Here is a 19,671-nt window from a genome sequence, read left to right as displayed (position 1 = left end):
GCCGCGCCACTTTCGCTGCGCACCGGCGGGCCGCGCGGCAGGATGGTATGCGTGACGACTCCAGAGGCGACCGGCTACCGGATCGAACGTGACTCGATGGGCGAGGTGGAGGTGCCCGCCGAGGCGCTGTGGCGGGCGCAGACCCAGCGGGCGGTGCAGAACTTCCCGATCTCCGGGCGCGGGCTCGAACCGGCCCAGATCAGGGCCTTGGCGCAGATCAAGGGGGCGGCGGCCCTGGTCAACGGCGAGTTGGGGGTGATCGACGCCGATGTGGCGGAGGCGATCGCCACCGCGGCCGCGCACGTCGCCGGGGGCGGCTACGACGACCAGTTCCCGGTGGACGTGTTCCAGACCGGCTCGGGCACCTCGTCCAACATGAACGCGAACGAGGTGGTCGCCACCCTGGCCAGCCGCGAGTTGGGTCGGGACGTGCACCCGAACGATCACGTCAACGCGTCCCAGTCCAGCAACGACGTCTTCCCGACCTCGATCCACCTGGCTGCGACGCAGTTCGTGGTGGAGGATCTGATCCCGTCGCTGAAGCGGCTCGCGGGCGCGCTGGAGGAGAAGGCGACCGAGTTCGAGACGGTGGTCAAGGCCGGACGCACCCACCTGATGGACGCCACCCCGGTCACCCTGGGGCAGGAGTTCGGCGGCTACGCCGCGCAGGTGCGCTACGGCGTCGAGCGGCTGGAGTCGGCCCTGCCGCGACTGGCCGAGCTGCCGCTCGGCGGCACCGCGGTGGGCACGGGCATCAACACTCCGCTCGGCTTCGCCGACAAGGTGATCGGAAGGCTGCGGGAGTCGACCGGCCTGCCGTTGACCGAGGCGCGCAACCACTTCGAGGCGCAGGGCGCCCGGGACGCGTTGGTGGAGACGTCCGGCCAGCTCCGTACCATCGCGGTCGGTCTCTACAAGATCGCCAACGACGTACGCTGGATGGGTTCCGGCCCTCGGGCCGGCCTGCGGGAGCTGCGCATCCCCGATCTCCAGCCCGGCTCGTCGATCATGCCGGGCAAGGTGAACCCGGTGGTCGCCGAGGCGATGCGGCAGGTCTGCGCCCAGGTGGTCGGCAACGATGCGGCGGTGGCTTTCGCCGGGTCGCAGGGCGACTTCGAGCTGAACGTCATGCTCCCGGTGATGGGCCGCAACCTGCTGGAGTCGATCAAGCTGATCGCCGCATCCAGTCGGCTGTTCGCCGAGCGGCTGGTGGCCGGCCTGGTGGCGGACGCCGAGGTCTGCCTGGCGTACGCGGAGGGCTCGCCGTCGATCGTCACCCCGCTCAACCGTCACCTCGGGTACGACGAGGCCGCGTCGATCGCCAAGGAGGCGCTGGCCAAGCAGGTGTCCATTCGCGAGGTGGTGCTGTCCCGGGGGCACGTCGAGTCGGGCAAGCTCACCGAGACCCAGTTGGACGAGGCGCTGGACCTGCTCCGGATGACACACCCCTGAGCCGGGGCCGGGCCGGCCCGGTGGGGATGAGGTCACTGTCGAGCTGAGTCGTCGGTGATGTCACCCGGGTCGCTGTGGGCCTGTCGGTACGTGCGTCTGACGGATTCGTCGCCGCGCCGGTAAATGCCTCGACCCGGTCACCGGGGCGCGGGATGATCCTGCCGTGCGTGACGACGACGGTGGGCCGCTGCTGGAGACCGCGAGGCTGAGCCTGCGCCGGTTCACCGTGGACGACGTGGACCGGCTGGTCGAGCTGGACGCGGACCCGGAGGTCATGCGGTTCCTGACCAACGGCGTACCGACCCCGCGCGCGACGATCCGGGACGAGGTGCTGCCCCGGCTGCTGGCCGACTACGACCGTCACCCGGGTCTGGGTCGCTGGGCGGCGTGCGACAGGTTCACCGGGGAGTTCCTGGGCTGGCTCGGCCTCGACCCGTCCGACGGCGGCGCCGAGGCGGAGCTGGGTTACCGGCTGCGCCGCGCCGCGTGGGGGCACGGGCTCGCCACTGAGGGCGCGCGGGCACTGGTGCGGCACGCGTTCGACACGGTCGGCGTCCGCCGCGTGTGGGCGCAGACGATGACGGTCAACGACCGTTCCCGCGCGGTCATGGCCCGCGCCGGTCTGCACTACGTGCACACCTTCCACCCGGTCTTCGACGACCCGATCCCGGGTACGGAACACGGCGAGGTGGAGTACGAGCTGCGCCGCGACGACTGGTCGGCAACCGCTCAGGAGCGGGCGGCCGCGGCCCTGCGGGCCCGGTAGGCGCTCACCGCGGCCCGGTTGCCGCAGCCGGCGTCGCAGAACCGGCGGGAGCGGTTCCGGGACAGGTCGACCAGCACGTTGTCGCAGTCCGGGTGACCGCAGTGTCGCAGCCGGCTCAGCTCGTCCATCCGGATCAGGTCGGCGACGCCCATCGCCGCCTCGACAGCCATCCGGGTCGCCAGTGGTGCATCCCGCGGCACGGCGTGCACGTGGTAGGGCTCGTCGTCGTGCCGGACGAGTTGGGGCAGGGCGTGCGACTCGCGGAGCAGCCCGTTGACGATCGCCACCACCTCGTCGGTGTCGCCGTGCCAGATGCGGCGCAGGCGGGGCCGCAGCGCGCGGACCTGGTGCAGCTCGGCGTCGGTGTGTTCGTGCCGGCCGCTCCAGCCGTGGGTGACGAAGAACATGTCGAGGGCGGCAACGTCGGGCATCCCCTCCCGGCCCGGGGCGGTCGTGTTCACAAGCGCCGCCGTGGCGATGAGCGCGCATTCGGTGTCATGGGCAAAAAGCAATTTGACTCCTGTCGGCGACGACGCCTAGCGTCATGAGCATAACGCCACTACGCCCATTACCAGGAGCTGTCGATGCGTGAACGGTCCGGTGTCGGGCTCGGTCTGGCGCTACTGTCCGCGATCACCTTCGCGACCTCCGGCACGTTCGCCCGCCCTCTGATCAGCGGCGAATGGTCCCCGGTCGCCGTGGTCGTCGCCCGGGTCGGCATCGCCGCGCTGGCGCTCGCCGTGCCCGCCCTGCTGGCGCTGCGCGGACGGTGGGCGGCGCTGCGGCGAAACACCTCCACGGTGGTGCTGTTCGGGCTGCTCGGCGTGGCCACGGCGCAGGCATGCTTCTTCAACGCGGTCAGCCGCCTGCCGGTCGGCGTGGCGCTGCTGCTGGAATACCTCGGCATCGTGCTGGTGGTCGGGTGGATGTGGCTGTTCCACGGACAGCGCCCGCGGCTGCTGACCGTGGCCGGCTCGGTCACCGCGCTGTGCGGGCTGGTGTTCGTCCTGGACCTCACCGGCACCAGCCGCCTCGACCCGGTGGGCGTGCTGTGGGGGCTCGGCGCCGGCGTCGGGCTGGCCGGCTACTTCGTCATCGCCGGCCGACTCGACCCCGGCCTGCCCTCGGTAGTGCTGGCCAGCGGGGGGATGGCCGTCGGGGCGGTGACCCTGCTCCTGCTCGGCGCCGTCGGGGTGCTGCCACTGGCCGCCGGCACCGCAGACGTCACCTTCGCCGGCCACCGGATGAGCTGGCTGGTGCCGATCGCCGGGCTGTCACTGATCGCCGCCGTCGTCGCCTACCTGACGGGCGTCGCCGGCACCCGGCTGCTCGGCGCCCGCCTGTCCTCCTTCGTGGGACTGACCGAGGTGATGTTCGCGGTCCTGATCGCCTGGCTGCTGCTCGCCGAACTGCCGAGCCCGATCCAGCTCGCCGGCGGGGCGTTCATCGTCGGTGGCGTCGCGCTGGTCCGGGTCGACGAACTGCGCGGCGCACCTCCACCCGCCCAGCCGGCCGCCCCGGCCGGGCCGGCGTTGACCGGGTCGCGATGAGCGGGCCGCGCACCGCCGTCGTCTTCGACGCCGACGAGACCCTCGTCGACCTGCGCCCGGCGGTCACCGGCGCGCTCGTCGCCGTACTCGAGGAGATGCGGCGCCGGACCCCGACGGCCGCCGGGGTGTCGCTGGCCGACCTGGAGGGGGACTGGCGTGCGGTCTTCGGGGCGCTCAGCGCGGCGCCGGTGCAGGAGATTCGGCGCGCCGCGCTGACCCGGTCGCTCGCGCGGGCCGGCCTGGAGTCGGACCTGGACGAGTTCGCGGTGCTGTTCTTCGCCCGCCGGTACGCCCTGAGCCGGCCGTTCCCCGACGTGCTGCCCGCGCTGGCGGCGCTTCGCCCGCACCACCTGCTCGGCTTCGCCACGAACGGCAACAGTCGCGCCGAACGCTGCGGCCTCGCCGGGCAGTTCGCCTTCGAGCTGTACGCGCACGAGGGTGGCCTGCCGAAGAAGCCGTCGCCGGAGTTCTTCGCGGCCGTGGTGGCGGCTACCGGGTTGCCCGCCGCCCGGATCGTGTACGTTGGCGACTCCCCGGAACACGACGTTGTCGCCGCCCAGCGGGCCGGACTGCGGGCCGTCTGGCTCAACCGGAACGGGTTGTCCCGCCCGCAGGGCCTGGAACCGGACGTCGAGGTGTCCACGCTGGCCGAGGTGCCGGCGGTGCTCCTCGCCCTGACGAAGGCGAGCGCCTGAACGCGTGCGGTGCCGGGCGGGTGAGCGGTGTCCCTGCCCGGATAGCGAAGTCGTAGCGGACGCATAGCCGGCCGACCCAGCCTGGTGGTGCCACGGTCATCAACAGTGATCGATCGCGGTTCCGCACCGAGGAGTCCCATGGGCTGGTTGTACGCATTCCCCCGCCGTCTGGGCGCCGCCGCGCTCGCGGCCGTCACCATCGGCACCGCCGTCGCTGCCGTACCGGCCACTCCGGCGCTTGCCGTCGGCCCCGCCGACCATGTCCTGTACTGGAACGATGTTCTGCTGCGCACCTTCCGTCAGGTTGGTGGCGCACCCGGCCCGCTGGCTCGGGCGGGCGCGATGGTGCACGGCGCGATCTACGACGCCGCGAACTCCGCGCTCTGCGCCTCCGGAGCCGCCCGCTGCATCGGGCAGGCCTACCGGGTCAAGGTGGCCCCGACCGCCGGGGTGACCCCCGACCTCGCCACCGCCATCGACTACGCGGCGTACGACGCGCTGCGCAACATCTATCCCGCGATCAACTTCACCGCCGATCTCACCGCCGCGCAGGAAGGCATCGCCAACTCGACCGCGCGCACCGACGGCCAGCGGATGGGCTCGGCGAGCGCACAGGCGATGATCACTTTCCGGGTGAACGACGGCTCGCCGGACAACTCCACCTACGCCGACGGCACCGTGCCGGGCCAGTGGCGGCGCACCGGCTCCGGTGAGCCGGCCACCCCCAGCTGGGGTCTGTTGAGGCCGTTCGCGATGACCTCCACGACCCAGTTCCGTCCCGGGCTACCGGCCGGCTATTCCAGTTACGCCACGCTCCTCGCCAGCCAGGCGTACGCAAACCAGGTCAACGAGGTGAAGGCGCTCGGTGCGTACAACAGCACCACCCGTACCGCTGACCAGACGCAGTTGGCCTGGTTCTGGGCCAACGACCTGGACGGCACCTACAAGCCACCGGGCCAACTCTTCGCGCACACCCGGATCGTGTCCGGGGCGGCCAAACTGACCCCGGCGGGCAACGCGCGGCTCTTCGCGCTGGTCGGCGTCGCCATGGCCGATGCCGCCGTGGTGGCCTGGGACGCCAAGTACCGGACCGACGTCGATCTCTGGCGTCCGGAGAGCGCGATCAGGCTGGCCGGCACCGACTCCCGCGCCGACACGATCGCGGACCCGAACTGGAAGCCGCTCTCCGCGGACCGCAACAACGTGAACTTCTCGCCGCCCTTCCCGGCGTACACCTCGGGGCACGCCAGCTTCGCCGCCGCCTGGGCGGGGGCGCTGAAGGGCTTCTTCGGCACCGACACGTTCCGTTTCGTGGGCACCACGGAAGACCCGCACGCCTCAGGCGTGCAACGGCTCTTCACCGGCTTCACCTCCGCCGCCACCGAGAATGCCCGTAGCCGGATCTACCTCGGCGTCCACTACCAGTTCGACGCGGACGCCGGGATGTCCTCCGGCGCCTCGCTGGCCAGCTACGTGTCGGGGAACTTCTTCCGGCCCAGCGTGCCCACGTACACGTTCGACGGCTTCTACGACGGGCAGGTGTACGTCGGCAGCAGCTATCCGGACGCGGTGGCGGGCGGAAGCCTCAACCTGGCCTTCCGGCTCGTCGCCAACGGCACCCCGGTCACCGATCCCGGCGCGGTCGTCGGGGTTTCCTGGAACGGCCACCCCGGCGCGAGCAGCGGCGCGGTCAGCGTCAGCGGCGATCGCTTTCAGATCACCGCTCTGCCCGGCAAGGCGTGTGGCCCCGGCGGCCAGACGCTCTCCGTCCTGCTGAGGGACGGATCAAGCCGCAATCTCCGCGTGGCCTGCACCACCGTCTGACGGCAGCAGCGGTGCAGACGGTGCGGCCGGCGACCCCGGCCGTACCGCCTGCACGTCGACGCCGAGCCGCGAGAGCTGCTGCCGGATCTCGCCCAGCATCCGCTCCGCCTCGGCGAGGCGGCTGAGCGTACGGGCGAGGTCGGGGCCGTCCGCGGCCACCGGGTCGATGCCCAACAGCGCGCGGTAGGCGGCGGTCAACTCCGGTCCGGGCTCCACCCCCAACTCCTCGCGGAGCAGAAGGCGAGCGCGGTGGTAGCAGCGGATCGCTTCGCTCCGGCGACCGGCGCGGTGCAACGCGGTCACCAGGTGACACCAGAGCGGCTCGTGCAGCGGATGTCGTTCCACAAGTGTGGAAACCACCGGGATCAGTTCGTGGTGGCGCCCTGCGGCCAGGTCCAGGCTCGTCAGCGCGCTCAGTGCGCTCAGTTGTTCGTCGGCCAGCCCCGCGGCCGCGGCCTGGACAAACGGCGCGTCGATGTCACCCAGAGGTGGACCCGTGTGCAGTTGGAGGGCCGCCCGGTATGACTCCGCCGCCGCCACCGGCTGCCTGGACGCGGCGAGTGTCCGCCCCTGCCGGACCAGCCGGCGGAACATCCCCACGTCGATGTCGGACGGGTCGACCTGCAGCGCGTAGCCGGTGGCATGGGTGACGATCCCGGCGCCCGGAAGCGCTCGCAACCACCGGCGGACCACAGATATCTGGACGTGCACCTGGGTCCGGACCGTGCGCGGTGGCGCGTCGCCCCACACGGCGTCGATGATCTGCTCCACCCGTACCAGCGCTCCGGCCTCCATGAGCAGGAGCGCAAGGACGGCGCGCGGTCTTTTCCCGTCGAGCCGCAAGGGCTGGCCCGGCCCGTCGACGACCAGCGGGCCAAGCAGCCGAAACCTCACGTCGACCCCGCCAGGGCGGGGTCGACGCCACGCGAACAGAAGCCCATCAGTCCTCCAGCCCCCGTATTCGAGGAGAACGCCAAGCTCCTGCAACCATAGAAGTTGCACGATGCGATGACAATGACACGCTCGGTTGGTCCGCCGCCTGACATCGCCACCTCCACCCTCCGGTGGGCTACGGGGCCGGCCGATCGCCGGCGGGAGGTTCACGGCCGCCACCCGCGCGCCACCAGGGTGGAGCGGATCTCGCGCACCAGAGCGGGAAACTCCTTCCGCAGGCGGCGGTCCGCGATGTGCAGCACCAGCCAGCCGGCCCGGGCGAGCTGGTCGAGGCGTCGTCGGTCCAGGTGCGTCCGCTCCGGGTCGGCGCGCCGCTCGTCGTCGTACTCCACCGCGACCCGGTACTGCGGCCAGGCCAGGCCCGGATGCAGGACGAGACCGGCCGACACGCGCACCGGATGCTGCGCCATCGGTCGGGGAAGCCCGGCGAACATCAGCCGCACCCGCAGATGGGACTCGCGCGGGGACTGCGCCAGGCCGTCGGCCAGGCCGAACACCCACGACGCCCGCCGGGCACCCGGACGGCAGGCGTTCCGGGCCGCCTCGGTGGCAAGCGTCGACCGGCTCACCGCACCTGTGCCCAGGAGCGTGTCGATGATGGCGACGGCCCGCACCGGGTCGGCCCAGACCGCTGTCTCCCACGCGCAGGCGGCCGGATCGGTGCAGGGTGGCGGCCCGCCGGGGTTCGGCGGCCCGCCCGGGTCCGATGCCCCGGCCGGAATTCTCGGTCGGGGGGTCGCCACCACAGACGGTCGGGTCGGAGCCGGTGGCCTGCTCCGGCCCGGAGCGCCGGGCGGGCGGTCCGCCGGGAAGGGGCCGCCCACCCGCGACGACCCGGCGGCATCCGACGCACCCGCGCCGGCCGGGACCAGGAGGCCGGCACGGGCGCCCGCCAGGGGAGCCTGGTGCACCCGGACGCCAGGTTGGGAATCGGCTCGGACCGCGGCCGGCACCAGCACGTGGACGTCATCGGTGAACTCGGCCGCGTGTGTCACGCCGTGCAGGTAGGCCGCCGACGGTCCGGCGATCACCGTGCCGGGTGGCATCCGGAGCAGCGCCGCGCGGCAGGCCAGGGCGTGGTCGCGGTCGAGGCGGGCGTCGGCGTAGACGTCCTGCCGGAGCCGGACCCAGGACGCCCCGCGGAGGTGGTGTCGGGACAGGAGCCCGCGCCGGATGGCGTCCGAGCCACGAAAGACCTGCCGGTCCAGCTCCGGCGGTCGGTGGGGGTGTGGGGGCATGCGACAAGCGTGGTGGCGGCCCGCCGGCCGCCGGAACCCCTGTGGACAACCGCCGCGGGCGTCGTCCGGCGCACCTGTGGACAACCGCCGCGCCGCGGCGCCGATGTGCTAGGGCTTCCGGCGTGCGTGCGTGCGTGCGGCGAGCCGGGCGGGCCGCTCAGGACAGGGCGGCGGCGACCGCCTCGGCGGCGGCGGTGACCCGGGCGCCGACGTCGGCCACGTCGAGCGGGGTCAGCGAGACCACACCTACGCTCCCCTCCAGGCCGGGCACGCCCAGCACCGGCGCGGCCACCCCGTACGCGCCGGACTGGAGCTCCCCGCTGGTGCTCACCGGCCCCGGGTCGCCGGCCCGCCCGGCCAGCACGGCCCGGCCCGCGGCCCCCCGCTCCAGCGGATGCCGGGAGCCGCTCCGGTAGGCCACGTGGAAGGCGGTCCAGCTCGGCTCGACCACGGCCAGCGCCACCCCCTCGCCGCCCTCGACCACGGTCAGGTGGGCGGTGGCGCCGGTGGCCTCGGCGAGCCGGCGGAGAGCGGGCAGCGCCCCCTCGGCGAGCAGGGGCTGGGCCCGGCGGGCCAGGTGCAGCACCCCCATGCCGATGCGCAGGCGGCCCTCGCCGTCGCGGCGGAGCATGCCGTGGCCGGTCAGCGCGCCGACCAGCCGGTAGACCGCCGCCCGGCCGATGCCCAGCCGGTGCGCCGCCTCGGTGACGGTGAGCCCGCCCGGCGCGTCCGCGACGAGGTGCAGCAGGCGCAGGCCGCGGTCCAGGGTCTGCGCCGTTTCTCCCGGTCGTGCCGCCGTGTCCACAGCACGCAGCGTACGACCAGGCTCCGGCCAACCTCGACATGCGCGGACGGCTACCCTTGGGAGGTGACGCTACGCCTGTACGACACCGCCACCCGATCGGTGCGGGACTTCGTCCCGCGGGAAGCCGGCAAGGTGGGGGTCTACCTGTGTGGTCTCACGCTGCAGGCCCCGCCGCACATCGGTCACCTTCGCTCCGGCGTCAACTACGACGTGTTGCGCCGCTGGCTGCTCGCCAACGGTTTCGAGGTCACGTTCATCCGCAACCTGACCGACATCGACGACAAGGTGCTGGCCAAGGCGGTGGAGCAGGGGCGGCCGTTCTGGTCGATCGCCTACGACAACGAGCAGATCCTGGCCGCCTCCTACCGGGCGTTGAACGTGCTCCCGCCGACCTACGAGCCGCGGGCCACCGGGCATGTCCCGGAGATGCACGAGCTGATCGCCCGGCTGATCGAGACCGGGCACGCCTACCCGGCCACCGACGGCTCCGGCGACGTCTACTTCGACGTGGCCTCCTGGCCGGCGTACGGCTCGCTGTCCGGCCAGTCCCCGGGGGACATGCAACCGGCCGGCGACGCCCCCGACCGGGGCAAGCGGGACCCGCGCGACTTCGCGCTCTGGAAGGGCGCCAAGCCGGACGAGCCGGCCGACGCCTACTGGCCGTCGCCGTGGGGCCGGGGCCGGCCCGGCTGGCACATCGAGTGCTCGGCCATGTGCTGGCGCTACCTGGGCCCCGAGTTCGACATCCACGGCGGCGGGCTCGACCTGACGTTCCCGCACCACGAGAACGAGATCGCCCAGTCGCAGGCCGCCGATCTGCCGTTCGCCCGCTACTGGGTGCACCACGGCCTGCTCGGCATCGGCGGCACCAAGATGGGCAAGTCGCTGGGCAACACGCTCGACCTCGACTACGTGGCCTCGCTCGGGGTCCGCCCGGTCGAGCTGCGCTACTACTACGCCGCCGCGCACTACCGCTCCCGCATCGACTACTCGGAGGACGCGCTGCGGGAGGCCGCGGTCGCGTACCGGCGGATCGAGGGTTTCGTGCAGCGGGCGGCCGAGCGGATCGGCGCCGGCCGGCCCGGTGACCTGCCGGCCGGTTTCGCGGCCGCGATGGACGACGACCTGAACACCTCGGCGGCGCTGGCGGTGCTGCACGAGGTGGTCCGTGACGGAAACTCGGCGCTGACCGCCGGTGACGATGTGACCGTCCGCACGACGCTCGCCGCCGTCCGGGGCATGCTGGATATCCTCGGCGTCGACCCCCTGGACCCGGCCTGGACCGGCGGCGGCAGTACCGACGACCTGCGCGGCGTGGTGGACTCCCTGGTCGCGCTCGCCCTGGAGCAGCGCGCGCAGGCCCGCAGCCGCAAGGACTGGGCCGCGGCCGACGCGGTACGCGACCAGCTCAAGCAGGCCGGCGTGGTCGTCGAGGACACCCCCCAGGGCCCGCGTTGGACTATTGGAGAGCAGGACTGATGGCCGGCAACTCGCAGCGCCGTGGCCGGCGACTGACGCCGAAGTCGGGTGCCCCCAAGGGCACCGGTGGCAAGAACAAGGATTCCCTCGCCGGGCGGGGCCGCACCCTGCCGGCGGACGAGCGGCCCTGGCACAAGGCGTACTCGGGCACCGAGAAGCTGCCCCAGCGCACCGCCTGGAAGCAGGACAAGGAGCGCCGCTCCGCCGCCGAGGAGGGACGCCCGCCCAAGATCGGCCAGCCGGGTACCAAGGACACCACCTGGGGCAAGGGCAGTCGGGCCGGCGTGCCGCTCAAGGGCGGCAAGGGCAAGCCCGGTGGGCGCGGCGGCCCGCGGGTCGCGCCGGGCCGCAAGGCGAACCCGGCGAAGGACAGCCCGGAACTGCTTGTCGGGCGCAACCCGGTGCTGGAGTCGCTGCGCACGCAGGTGCCGGCGACCGCGCTCTACACCGCGCAGGGCATCGACGTCGACGACCGGATCAAGGAGATCATCCGCACCGCCGCCGACCGGGGCATCGCGATCCTGGAGGTCAGCCGCGCCGAGCTGGACCGGATGACCGGCGGGGTGCTGCACCAGGGCGTCGGCCTCCAGGTGCCGCCGTTCGCCTACGAGCCGTTCGAGGACCTGGTCGCCGCCGCGCTGGAACAGGCCGCCCCGCTGCTCGTCGCGTTGGACGGGGTCACCGACCCGCGCAACCTCGGCGCGGTTATCCGATCGGCCGCCGCGTTCGGCGCGCAGGGTGTCTTCGTGCCCGAGCGGCGAGCCGCCGGGATCACCGCGACCGCCTGGCGGACCAGCGCCGGTGCGGCCGCACGCGTGCCGGTCGCCCAGGTCACCAACCTGACCCGGTCGTTGAAGGCGTGCAAGGAGGCCGGCTTCATCGTGGTCGGCCTGGACGCCGACGGGCAGACCGACCTGTACGACCTGGAGGCCGCGGTCGGCCCGTTGGTCGTGGTGGTCGGCTCGGAAGGGCGCGGGCTGTCCCGGCTGGTCGGGGAGACCTGCGACCTGACCGTCAGCATCCCGATGGTCTCCGACGTGGAGTCGCTCAACGCCAGCGTCGCCGCCGCGGTCACGCTCGCCGAGGTGGCCCGCCGCCGGGCCGTCGAGGCCTGACCGGAGGAAGCAACGGAAAAGGGGCGGTCCGCCACGGCGGACCGCCCCTTTTTCTCGCGTACGTCAGATTCGCTGGCCGGTGGCCGAGTGGAAGACGTGGCTGCTGCCGGTACGCGGCTTGACGAACACGGTGTCGCCCATGGTCGGCATGTTGCGGCGGTCGGTGCGGACCACGAACCGCTCGTTGTGGCCCTCAAGCGCGGCGTGGCCGTAGACGTTGGCGTCGGAGCCCAGGTCCTCGACCAGCTCGACCACGACCGGCATGCCGCCCTCGGACGGGCTGACCAGGTCGCAGTCCTCCGGCCGGAAGCCGACGGTGACCTTGCCGTCGCCGCCCTCGGCGCGGGCCGCCTCGACCTGCTCGCGGCTCAGCGGGATGATCATCTCGGCGAACGCGCCGCCCTGGTCGGTCAGCTTCACCGTCTTGATGTTCATGGCGGGGGAGCCCATGAAGCCGGCGACGAAGACGTTGGCCGGGGCGTCGTAGAGCGTACGCGGGGTGTCCACCTGCTGGAGCACGCCGTCGAGCATGACCGCCACCCGGTGGCCCATGGTCATGGCCTCGACCTGGTCGTGGGTGACGTAGACGGTGGTGACGCCCAGCTTCGCCTGCAACGAGGCGATCTGGGTACGGGTCTGCACACGCAGCTTCGCGTCGAGGTTCGACAGCGGCTCGTCCATGAGGAAGACCTGCGGCTCCCGGACGATCGCCCGGCCCATGGCGACACGCTGACGCTGACCGCCGGAGAGCGCCTTCGGCTTACGGCTGAGGAAGTCCTCCAGCTGGAGCAGCGCGGCCGCTTCCTTGACCCGCCGGTCGATCTCCGACTTCGAGGTCTTGCGCAGCTTGAGGGCGAACGCCATGTTCTCGTACACCGTCATGTGCGGGTAGAGGGCGTAGTTCTGGAAGACCATCGCGATGTCGCGGGCCTTCGGCGGGAGGTGGGTGACATCCCGGTCGTCGATGTAGATCGCGCCGTCGTCGACGTCCTCCAGGCCGGCGAGCATCCGCAGGCTGGTGGACTTGCCGCAGCCGGACGGGCCGACCAGGACGAGGAACTCCCCGTCACCGATCTCCAGGTCGAGCTGGTTGACGGCGGGACGCTCGGTGCCCGGATAGATCCGGGACGCCTTCGAGTAGGTGACCGTAGCCATGATGGAGCGCTTCCTTTCACCGGCAGGAACGTGCCGGACGATCCGAGTGAAGGAGCGACCGGCGCCCGAGGCGCCGGCCAACAGGTCGTCGCTCAGGGCAGCCGGGGCCGGCCGGAGTGTCGTCCGTGTCACTGCACGGTAAACGGCTTTCGCGATCGTGCCAAGACGTGGAGCGGTGGGTGGGACCGGCGGCATAGGCATAACGGACACCGAGGCACGGTCAGGCATCAATCTCCCTCACTCGGTGCGCGCTCGGCGACGATCCGGCATCGTCACCGGTCGGGAAGCTGACGTTTTCGGTGCTCGGAAACCCTGCCAGGCGGGATTTCCGGAGGCCAGTCGCTATGCTGGGCGCGGTTACACCCGCCCCTGTAGCTCAGCTGGCCAGAGCACTCGCCTTGTAAGCGAGATGTCGCCGGTTCGATCCCGGCCGGGGGCTCCAATTCCATCAGCCATTTCGCGGCGGCAGCCGCCGCGATCCGGCCGGATGACAGCAACGCTGACAGCAGCGACGGTCACGACAGCCGCCCGTCGAGCTTGCCGAGCGCCTGACGCATCGCGTCTAGGTTGGCGTGGGCGTAGACCTTCAGCGTGACCTCGACGTCGGCGTGCCGGGCGATGGCCTGCACGACGTGCGGAGGGACGCCCAGCTCCATCGGCAGCGACACCACCGTGTGCCGGAGGTCGTGCAGCCGGACACCGAGCAGGCCGGCGGTCTCACGCAGCCGGGCGAATGATCGGCTGAGGTTGGTGGGCTCCATCGGAGTGCCGCGCTCGGAGGGGAAGACCAGGTGGTGATCCTCCCAGACCTCGGCGAGACCGGCCCGCTCTGCCTGCTGACGCTCCTGGTGCTCCATCAGGCTCAGCCAGGTGACCTCGGGCAGCGGCAACACCGCCTCGGAATCCTCGGTCTTGGCGTCCAGCCCGCCCACAGGGCAAGCCATCTCAGATGTCACCTATCGGTGCAGCAGACCCGCCCTTGCTGGCGTACCTCTCTGCTTGACAGCGCCTGCAGCCACGGGTCATCTCGCCCGCTCGAAAGGTGCTGGACGTACCCAGGACCGAGGACGAGGTAATCGATGAACCCGGCAACGTCGTCGGCCAGCTTGGCGAAACTGGCGAGTTCGCTGTCGGTATACCAGACGATGTTCAGGTCGGAGAACCACCACACCTCGCCGGTTGTACGCTCAACGAAGACAGGATTCTCCAGGACGTCCGCGACCGCGCACCAGCGCGCATCACCGCCTGGCAGGTCATCAGCCATCCACGGCGTCTGGCGCACGGAGTGTGCGGACCACAGCCGGACGTCGCCGGTGCTCCCGCATGTAGCCCCGTCAGCGAGGCGGAGGAACTCGGCGTAACCGGGAGCGATGTCGTCGAGTGGCTCGTCTAGCGAGACCGGCGGTGGCAGCTCCAGCGGCCCGTACGGCGGCGCAAGGCGCCCCAGAACTGCGGCGATCTGACGGACGGAGTCGGTCAAGGGCATAGCCCTCATTCTCTAGCCACCGGTCTGGCGGGCGTCGGCGGCGGTTGTCACGTAAAGGTCACCGCCCTGAAAGATGTCCTCCCGGCGAAGCGAGTAGTGGCCCTTGTCAGGTGGGAGGCTGCTCATCCATCGAAGGACGGCCAGCCGCTGGCGAATGAGGCGCTGCCCGGTCGGTCAGCGGTGAGCATCCGATAGGCGTCGCGGGCGATGTAACGCTTCAGGCAGCGCATGATCTCGGTCTTAGAGCGCGTTTCACATTGCTGTTAGTCGGGTGTGTTGAAGGTGAGGCGTTGTTGGCGGGTGGCAGTTCCAGTTCTCGACCTCCGGCAACATCATCTACGTCGTCTGTGCGGACGTCACACCGTGATGTGTACGACGAAGGCGATCGACAGAAAGGGGATGACAGTGAAGATGCAACAGATGTTCGGCTCTCTCGCGTGTGGGGCGGTGCTGCTCGCGGGCACGGCGGCGTGCAGCGACGGTCCTAAGGAGCGCCCGGCGGCGTCCAACCCTTCCAAGGCCCCGGACAAGCAGTCGCAAGCGCCGCAGACGCCTGCGGAGTTGCTCCAGCAGGGTGTCCAGCAGGGGCAGGCGGGTCAGGCCGACGAGGCGAAGAAGACCTTCGAGAAAGTGCTGTCGCTACAGGCCGACAACAAGTTCGCCTGGTTCAACCTCGGCTACCTCGCCCAGTCCCGTGGTCTGGGGTCCGAGGCGGTCACCAACTACGACAAGGCCCTGGAGATCGACGGCTCCTACCGGCCGGCCATGTTCAACAAGGCCCTCCTGCTGGAGGCGGAGAAGCCGGACGAGGCGCTCGCGCTGTACCGGAAGATCGTCGACGCCGACAAGGCGGCCTCCACGGCTTACCTGCGGCTCGGGGTGATGCTCGACAGGCGGGAGGACCAGAAGGGGGCCCGGGCGGCGTTCACGTCGGCGGTCGCGGCCGACGGGAGCCTGGCCTCGGCGGTGCCCGCCAAGTACCGGCCACGGAAGCCGGCGAGGTGACTCGTTGGTGAAGGCGCCGCACGTCACTGTTTTCACGGGTAGTTACCGGACCCGTTTCCTGGACGAATGCCTGCGGTCGTTGTTGGCGCAGACCTATTCGGACTGGGAATGGGTGGTCCTTCTCAACCAGGGCAACCGGTGGCGCCCCGAGGTCAACGATCCGCGGATCCGCCTCGTGGTGCGGGACGGACTGACCGGCGTCGGTGCCGTGAAGCGGCATGCCTGCGCCGAGGCGTACGGGGACATCCTCGTCGAGTTCGACGACGACGATCTGCTCAGCAGTGACTGCCTGGCGGAGATCGTCGCGGCCTTCGAGGCGTACCCGGAAGTGGGTTTCGTCTACAGCGACACCGCCCAGATCGGCGAGGACGGCGGCCGGGACGACTCGCGCTTCGCCGTTTCCCACGGCTGGCGCTACCGGGACGAGCGGGTCGACGGCCGCGAGGTGCTGGCGTGCCACTCGCTGGCGCCGACTCCGCACAACGTGAGCTACATCTGGTACGCGCCGAACCACGTCCGGGCGTTCCGCCGGGACGTGTACGAGAAGGTCGGCGGATACGACGAGTCACTCGACGTGGCCGACGACCTGGATCTGATGTGCCGGCTGTACCAGGTGGCCGATTTCCACCACATCCCGAGGTGTCTCTACCTGCAGCGGATGCACTCTCGGAACACCCAGCGCGATCCGGAGGCCAACGCGCGCATCCAACGCCGGTCGGTGGAGATCTATGACCGGAACATCCAGTTCAACGCGCTGGCCTGGGCCAAGCGACGGGGCCTGCTGGCGCTGGACATGGGCTCGGCGCACAACAAGCCGGAGGGTTTCCTCGGGTTGGACCGCCGGGCCGGGGACGGCGTGGACATCGTCTGCGACGTCACCAACGGGATCGACCTGCCGGACGACAGCGTCGGTGTGATCCGGGCGGTCGACTTCCTGGAGCATGTGCCGGACAAGATCGCTGTCTTCAACGAGTTGTATCGCGTCCTCGCCCCGAACGGAATGCTGCTCTCCCTGACGCCGAGCACCGACGGCCGGGGTGCGTTCCAGGATCCGACACACGTCGCGTTCTACAACGAGAACGCCTTCTGGTACTTCACCGATGAGGCTTACGCGCGCTTCGTCCCGGAGATCGAGTGCCGCTTCCAGGTGTCCCGCCTCGCCACGTACTTCCCGACCGATTTCCACCGGGCGCACAACATTCCCTACGTGGTGGCGAACCTGATCGCGGTCAAGGACGAGACCCGTAACGGGGGACTGTTGACGATGTGAGCCGAGGCACGCGGCGGGGCGAGCGTTGCCGGTCACGGCGGCAACCGAGGGACCTCGGGATCTGACGAGCAGCCTGACCGTGCGTCGTCCGCAGTAGGGTGACCGCGATGAGCCGCGCCGTCGAGGAGTCCAACCGGGCCATGCTGCGCGCCCGGGACGCGATGGACCGGGCGTACGCGCAGCCGCTGGACATCGCCGCGCTGGCCCGGATCGCGTACGTCTCCGAGGCGCACTTCATCCGAACCTTCCGGGCCACCTTCGGCGAGACGCCGCACCGCTACCTGCAACGCCGCCGGGTGGAACGGGCCATGCACCTGCTGGTGTGCACCGACGAGCCGGTCACCGAGATCTGCCACCTGGTCGGCTTCGGCAGTCTCGGCACGTTCAGCCGGACCTTCCGCGACATCGTGGGTGAGTCGCCCTCGGCCTACCGGCACCGCAAGGCCGCGCCGGCCGACGTCCCGAGCTGCTTCGCCAAGTCCTGGACCAGGCCGAGCAGTTTTGGATAAGCAGCAGGTCGGGCCGCTGCTCTAGCGTCGTCGGCATGACGATGACTTCGACTTCCCGCTCCCAGATCTATGTGCTCGACCAGGACGAGGCGCTCGACTTCTATGTCGGGAAGCTGGGCCTGGAGGTCAGCACCGACCAGGATCTCGGCTTCATGCGCTGGCTCACCGTCAACGTGCCGGGTGACCCGGGCCGGGAGATCCTGCTGGAGAAGCCGGGCCCGCCGGCCCTGGACCCGAAGACCGCCGAGCAGGTCCGGGAGCTGCTCACCAAGGGAGCCACCGGCGGCTTCCTCTTCTTCACCACCGACGACGCGCACAAGACGCACGCGGATCTGGTGGCGAAGGGCGTGGAGGTGACCGACGAGCCGACGGACCGGCCGTACGGGATCGACTTCGGCATCCGTGACCCGTTCGGCAACCGGATCCGGGTCGGCCAGATGCACCCCCGCCCCTGAGCGGCGGGCTATTCTCGCGGTTCCCGACCGTGGAGGTGCCCGTCGATGCCGAGCCGCCTGCTCTACCTGGTCCGTCACGGCGAGCAGGACCGTCCGGACCAGGAGGCGGACACCGGACTGTCGGAGCGTGGCCGGCGCCAGGCGACGCTGCTGGGCGAGCGGCTGCGCGGCACGCGCTTCGCAGCCGTACACCATGGGTCGGCCCGACGGGCCGCGCAGACCGCCGCGCTGGTCGCGGCGGCGTTGCCCGGTGTTCCGGTACGCGAGGACGACCGCGCGGGCGACCACATGCCGCACGACACCGACCCGGCCGGCCTACCCGAGCGGTACGCGGAGTTCCTGGCCGGGTTCACCGAGCGGGAGCGGCGCGACGGGCCGCGCGTGACGGCGGAGGCGGTGGCGCGGTTCGCCACCGTCCCCGCCGAGGGCGACGTACGCGAGTTGGTGGTCACCCACAACTTCCTGGTCGCGTGGCTGGTGCTGCACGCGCTGGAGGCGCCGGCGCACCGGTGGATCGGGCTGAACCAGCAGAACTGCGGGCTGACCGTGATCCGCTACAGCTCGGGCGGCCCGCCGGGGCTCATCGCGTTCAACGACGTGGCCCACCTGCCGCCGGAGCTGCGGGCGACCGGCCTGCCGGACGACTACCGGATCTGAGCACGCTCAGGCGAGCAGCTTCACCACGGCGTCGGCGACGGCGCGGGCGGACTGCGGGTTCTGGCCGGTGACGAGGCGGCCGTCGACCACCACGTGCTCGGTGAAGTCGGGGGCCGGTACGTGCTGCGCGCCGGCCTCGATGAGCTTGTCGGCGAGCAGGAATGGCACCTCGTCGGTGAGTCCGACGGAGGCTTCCTCGCTGTTGGTGAAGCCGGCGACCCGCTTGCCGGCGATCAGGCGGGAGCCGTCGGTGAGGGTGAGGTTCACCAGCGCCGCCGGGCCGTGGCAGACGGCGGCGACGACACCACCGCGCTCGTGGACGGAGCGGGCGATGCGCGCCAGGTCCGGATTGTCGGGAAAGTCCCACATGGTGCCGTGGCCGCCGGCGAAGAGGATCACGTCGTACCGGGACGGGTCGACGTCGGCGGCCTTCGCGGTGTCCGTCACGCCGGCGGTGGCGAGGAAGTCGTTCTGGGTGCGGTCGTCCGCGTCCCGGCCGTCGACCGGCGGCTCGCCGCCGGCCACGGACACCAGGTCGACGTCGTATCCGGCGGCCCGGAACACCTCCCACGGCTCGGCGGCCTCACCGACGTAGTAGCCGGTCGAGCGGCCGGTCCCGCCGAGCTGGGAGTGGCTGGTCAGGGCGATGAGTGCACGAGTCATGCCTTCCATGCTGGCCTGGCCGGCCGGTCCCGACCATAGGCCGATGTCACAGCGGCGACGGGTTTGAAAGCCGGGTCAGCTCGTGGCGCGTTCGAGCAGGTCGACCACCTCGGCGGTGGCGGGCGGCGGCGTGGCCCGCGGCGGGCAGTCCACGTACGTGACCGTTGTCGCTGCGACGGTGAGCCGGTAGGCGAACGCGTCGGCGCACATGGTGGCCGGGACGGTGACAGCGGCCTCGGCGGCCAGGCGCGGGTCGACGGCGAGCTGACGCAGCCGGGCGAACTCCGCCTCGGCGAGCCGTCCCTCCCGGGAGGCGCCGGCGCGGTCGGTCCTCGTCCATTGACCCTGCGGCTCGACCCGGACGGTGTCGGTAAGCCCGGCGATGCCGCCCGACTTCACGAGCACGACCTCGCCGGCGAGCGGCTGGGGTCCATCCGTCGTGTCGGGCGGCGCGTCGGTGCGGGCACAGCCGGCGAGCGGGACGAGGAGGGTGGCGGTGATCACGACGGCGAGGGCTGCTCTCATACCGGTTCGGACGCACGACAAGGCGACCCGGTTCCTGACCACGGTTGCCTCCTCATCCGTTCGGTCAG

The 19,671-nt window shown here is 71.3% G+C and carries 21 protein-coding genes and 1 tRNA gene; 13 read left to right on the top strand and 9 right to left on the bottom strand.

The genetic code is table 11. The features are described from left to right. Positions 1-42 precede the first annotated feature (42 nt). Together ACLQ2X_RS14500 and ACLQ2X_RS14495 are read left to right on the top strand one after the other, a co-directional pair. Positions 43-1,452 (top strand): class II fumarate hydratase, encoded by a 1,410-nt coding sequence (locus tag ACLQ2X_RS14500; RefSeq protein ID WP_425681527.1) that lies wholly within the window; start codon positions 43-45, stop codon positions 1,450-1,452. A gap of 163 nt (positions 1,453-1,615) precedes the next feature. Beyond that, positions 1,616-2,218 carry a GNAT family N-acetyltransferase gene (locus ACLQ2X_RS14495; protein ID WP_425681526.1) on the top strand — a complete coding sequence of 201 codons (603 nt, stop codon included), beginning with the start codon at positions 1,616-1,618 and terminating at the stop codon, positions 2,216-2,218. Here ACLQ2X_RS14495 and ACLQ2X_RS14490 read toward each other — a convergent pair. Then, on the bottom strand, positions 2,182-2,730 hold the full coding sequence (locus tag ACLQ2X_RS14490; RefSeq protein WP_425681525.1) for a CGNR zinc finger domain-containing protein: 549 nt from the start codon (positions 2,728-2,730) through the stop codon (positions 2,182-2,184). The two genes, ACLQ2X_RS14495 and ACLQ2X_RS14490, sit on opposite strands and share 37 nt — an antisense overlap. Before the next feature lie 72 nt (positions 2,731-2,802). On the opposite strand from ACLQ2X_RS14490, the gene ACLQ2X_RS14485 reads away from it, so the two are divergent. The 3 genes from ACLQ2X_RS14485 (at position 2,803) to ACLQ2X_RS14475 (ending at position 6,287) form a co-directional block, all read left to right on the top strand. After that, positions 2,803-3,768: an EamA family transporter gene (locus tag ACLQ2X_RS14485; RefSeq protein ID WP_425681524.1), complete on the top strand. Its 966-nt coding sequence runs from the start codon at positions 2,803-2,805 to the stop codon at positions 3,766-3,768. Beyond that, positions 3,765-4,463 carry an HAD family hydrolase gene (locus tag ACLQ2X_RS14480; protein WP_425681523.1) on the top strand — a complete coding sequence of 233 codons (699 nt, stop codon included), beginning with the start codon at positions 3,765-3,767 and terminating at the stop codon, positions 4,461-4,463. Before ACLQ2X_RS14485 ends, ACLQ2X_RS14480 begins: the two co-directional genes overlap by 4 nt. Before the next feature lie 138 nt (positions 4,464-4,601). Continuing rightward, positions 4,602-6,287 (top strand): vanadium-dependent haloperoxidase, encoded by a 1,686-nt coding sequence (locus ACLQ2X_RS14475; protein ID WP_425681522.1) that lies wholly within the window; start codon positions 4,602-4,604, stop codon positions 6,285-6,287. Here ACLQ2X_RS14475 and ACLQ2X_RS14470 read toward each other — a convergent pair. The 3 genes from ACLQ2X_RS14470 to ACLQ2X_RS14460 form a co-directional block, all read right to left on the bottom strand. Further along, positions 6,249-7,181 carry an AfsR/SARP family transcriptional regulator gene (locus ACLQ2X_RS14470; protein WP_425681521.1) on the bottom strand — a complete coding sequence of 311 codons (933 nt, stop codon included), beginning with the start codon at positions 7,179-7,181 and terminating at the stop codon, positions 6,249-6,251. The genes ACLQ2X_RS14475 and ACLQ2X_RS14470 overlap by 39 nt on opposite strands. 206 nt (positions 7,182-7,387) lie before the next feature. Continuing rightward, on the bottom strand, positions 7,388-8,479 hold the full coding sequence (locus ACLQ2X_RS14465; RefSeq protein WP_425681520.1) for a hypothetical protein: 1,092 nt from the start codon (positions 8,477-8,479) through the stop codon (positions 7,388-7,390). 157 nt (positions 8,480-8,636) lie between these two features. Then, positions 8,637-9,284: an IclR family transcriptional regulator gene (locus ACLQ2X_RS14460; RefSeq protein ID WP_425681519.1), complete on the bottom strand. Its 648-nt coding sequence runs from the start codon at positions 9,282-9,284 to the stop codon at positions 8,637-8,639. A 63-nt stretch (positions 9,285-9,347) separates the two neighbouring features. On the opposite strand from ACLQ2X_RS14460, the gene cysS reads away from it, so the two are divergent. Then, on the top strand, positions 9,348-10,763 hold the full coding sequence (cysS, locus tag ACLQ2X_RS14455; protein WP_425681518.1) for a cysteine--tRNA ligase: 1,416 nt from the start codon (positions 9,348-9,350) through the stop codon (positions 10,761-10,763). Next, the gene (gene rlmB, locus ACLQ2X_RS14450; RefSeq protein WP_425681517.1) at positions 10,763-11,878 is read left to right on the top strand and encodes a 23S rRNA (guanosine(2251)-2'-O)-methyltransferase RlmB; all 1,116 of its coding nucleotides are present in this window, start codon (positions 10,763-10,765) and stop codon (positions 11,876-11,878) included. Before cysS ends, rlmB begins: the two co-directional genes overlap by 1 nt. Positions 11,879-11,941: 63 nt before the next feature. Here rlmB and ACLQ2X_RS14445 read toward each other — a convergent pair whose 3' ends face one another. Next, the gene (locus ACLQ2X_RS14445; RefSeq protein WP_425681516.1) at positions 11,942-13,033 is read right to left on the bottom strand and encodes an ABC transporter ATP-binding protein; all 1,092 of its coding nucleotides are present in this window, start codon (positions 13,031-13,033) and stop codon (positions 11,942-11,944) included. Between the two features lie 365 nt (positions 13,034-13,398). Here ACLQ2X_RS14445 and ACLQ2X_RS14440 point away from each other — a divergent pair. Next, positions 13,399-13,475: transfer RNA gene (locus ACLQ2X_RS14440), tRNA-Thr, on the top strand. Positions 13,476-13,548: 73 nt separating this feature from the next. On the opposite strand, the gene ACLQ2X_RS14435 is transcribed toward ACLQ2X_RS14440, so the two are convergent. Together ACLQ2X_RS14435 and ACLQ2X_RS14430 are read right to left on the bottom strand one after the other, a co-directional pair. Continuing rightward, the gene (locus ACLQ2X_RS14435) at positions 13,549-13,977 is read right to left on the bottom strand and encodes a tyrosine-type recombinase/integrase (protein WP_425681515.1); all 429 of its coding nucleotides are present in this window, start codon (positions 13,975-13,977) and stop codon (positions 13,549-13,551) included. A gap of 8 nt (positions 13,978-13,985) precedes the next feature. Beyond that, positions 13,986-14,519 (bottom strand): hypothetical protein, encoded by a 534-nt coding sequence (locus ACLQ2X_RS14430; RefSeq protein WP_425681514.1) that lies wholly within the window; start codon positions 14,517-14,519, stop codon positions 13,986-13,988. Between the two features lie 420 nt (positions 14,520-14,939). On the opposite strand from ACLQ2X_RS14430, the gene ACLQ2X_RS14425 reads away from it, so the two are divergent. The 5 genes from ACLQ2X_RS14425 to ACLQ2X_RS14405 all read left to right on the top strand — a co-directional run bounded on the left by ACLQ2X_RS14425 (position 14,940) and on the right by ACLQ2X_RS14405 (position 18,415). Then, a complete protein-coding gene (locus ACLQ2X_RS14425; protein WP_425681513.1) occupies positions 14,940-15,524 on the top strand; it encodes a tetratricopeptide repeat protein in 585 nt (194 codons plus the stop codon). A gap of 7 nt (positions 15,525-15,531) precedes the next feature. Continuing rightward, positions 15,532-16,794: a glycosyltransferase gene (locus ACLQ2X_RS14420; protein ID WP_425681512.1), complete on the top strand. Its 1,263-nt coding sequence runs from the start codon at positions 15,532-15,534 to the stop codon at positions 16,792-16,794. A 107-nt stretch (positions 16,795-16,901) separates the two neighbouring features. After that, a complete protein-coding gene (locus ACLQ2X_RS14415; protein WP_425681511.1) occupies positions 16,902-17,303 on the top strand; it encodes a helix-turn-helix domain-containing protein in 402 nt (133 codons plus the stop codon). A 35-nt stretch (positions 17,304-17,338) separates the two neighbouring features. Continuing rightward, positions 17,339-17,758 carry a VOC family protein gene (locus ACLQ2X_RS14410; RefSeq protein ID WP_425681510.1) on the top strand — a complete coding sequence of 140 codons (420 nt, stop codon included), beginning with the start codon at positions 17,339-17,341 and terminating at the stop codon, positions 17,756-17,758. A 45-nt stretch (positions 17,759-17,803) separates the two neighbouring features. Then, a complete protein-coding gene (locus ACLQ2X_RS14405; protein ID WP_425681509.1) occupies positions 17,804-18,415 on the top strand; it encodes a histidine phosphatase family protein in 612 nt (203 codons plus the stop codon). A 6-nt stretch (positions 18,416-18,421) separates the two neighbouring features. On the opposite strand, the gene ACLQ2X_RS14400 is transcribed toward ACLQ2X_RS14405, so the two are convergent. Together ACLQ2X_RS14400 and ACLQ2X_RS14395 are read right to left on the bottom strand one after the other, a co-directional pair. Beyond that, on the bottom strand, positions 18,422-19,078 hold the full coding sequence (locus ACLQ2X_RS14400) for a type 1 glutamine amidotransferase domain-containing protein (RefSeq protein ID WP_425681508.1): 657 nt from the start codon (positions 19,076-19,078) through the stop codon (positions 18,422-18,424). Positions 19,079-19,153: 75 nt separating this feature from the next. Then, entirely contained in the window at positions 19,154-19,603 is a 450-nt protein-coding gene (locus tag ACLQ2X_RS14395; protein WP_425681507.1) for a hypothetical protein, read from the bottom strand. Between the last annotated feature and the right edge of the window lie 68 nt (positions 19,604-19,671).

This window comes from Micromonospora sp. DT31 (assembly GCF_049841795.1).
In the GTDB taxonomy this organism is placed as follows: Bacteria; Actinomycetota; Actinomycetes; order Mycobacteriales; family Micromonosporaceae; genus Micromonospora.
This window is presented reverse-complemented; position numbering and strand designations above follow the sequence as displayed.

Excerpts from the sequence above, each read along its gene's own strand:
- ACLQ2X_RS14475 (WP_425681522.1), top strand. The coding sequence starts at position 4,602 with ATGGGCTGGTTGTACGCATTCCCCCGCCGTCTGGGCGCCGCCGCGCTC.
- ACLQ2X_RS14410 (WP_425681510.1), top strand. The coding sequence starts at position 17,339 with ATGACGATGACTTCGACTTCCCGCTCCCAGATCTATGTGCTCGACCAG.
- ACLQ2X_RS14400 (WP_425681508.1), bottom strand. The coding sequence starts at position 19,078 with ATGACTCGTGCACTCATCGCCCTGACCAGCCACTCCCAGCTCGGCGGG.
- ACLQ2X_RS14480 (WP_425681523.1), top strand. The coding sequence starts at position 3,765 with ATGAGCGGGCCGCGCACCGCCGTCGTCTTCGACGCCGACGAGACCCTC.
- ACLQ2X_RS14430 (WP_425681514.1), bottom strand. The coding sequence starts at position 14,519 with ATGCCCTTGACCGACTCCGTCCGTCAGATCGCCGCAGTTCTGGGGCGC.
- ACLQ2X_RS14415 (WP_425681511.1), top strand. The coding sequence starts at position 16,902 with ATGAGCCGCGCCGTCGAGGAGTCCAACCGGGCCATGCTGCGCGCCCGG.
- ACLQ2X_RS14395 (WP_425681507.1), bottom strand. The coding sequence starts at position 19,603 with ATGAGAGCAGCCCTCGCCGTCGTGATCACCGCCACCCTCCTCGTCCCG.
- rlmB (WP_425681517.1), top strand. The coding sequence starts at position 10,763 with ATGGCCGGCAACTCGCAGCGCCGTGGCCGGCGACTGACGCCGAAGTCG.
- ACLQ2X_RS14405 (WP_425681509.1), top strand. The coding sequence starts at position 17,804 with ATGCCGAGCCGCCTGCTCTACCTGGTCCGTCACGGCGAGCAGGACCGT.
- ACLQ2X_RS14485 (WP_425681524.1), top strand. The coding sequence starts at position 2,803 with ATGCGTGAACGGTCCGGTGTCGGGCTCGGTCTGGCGCTACTGTCCGCG.
- ACLQ2X_RS14465 (WP_425681520.1), bottom strand. The coding sequence starts at position 8,479 with ATGCCCCCACACCCCCACCGACCGCCGGAGCTGGACCGGCAGGTCTTT.
- ACLQ2X_RS14435 (WP_425681515.1), bottom strand. The coding sequence starts at position 13,977 with ATGGCTTGCCCTGTGGGCGGGCTGGACGCCAAGACCGAGGATTCCGAG.
- ACLQ2X_RS14445 (WP_425681516.1), bottom strand. The coding sequence starts at position 13,033 with ATGGCTACGGTCACCTACTCGAAGGCGTCCCGGATCTATCCGGGCACC.
- ACLQ2X_RS14425 (WP_425681513.1), top strand. The coding sequence starts at position 14,940 with ATGTTCGGCTCTCTCGCGTGTGGGGCGGTGCTGCTCGCGGGCACGGCG.
- ACLQ2X_RS14500 (WP_425681527.1), top strand. The coding sequence starts at position 43 with ATGGTATGCGTGACGACTCCAGAGGCGACCGGCTACCGGATCGAACGT.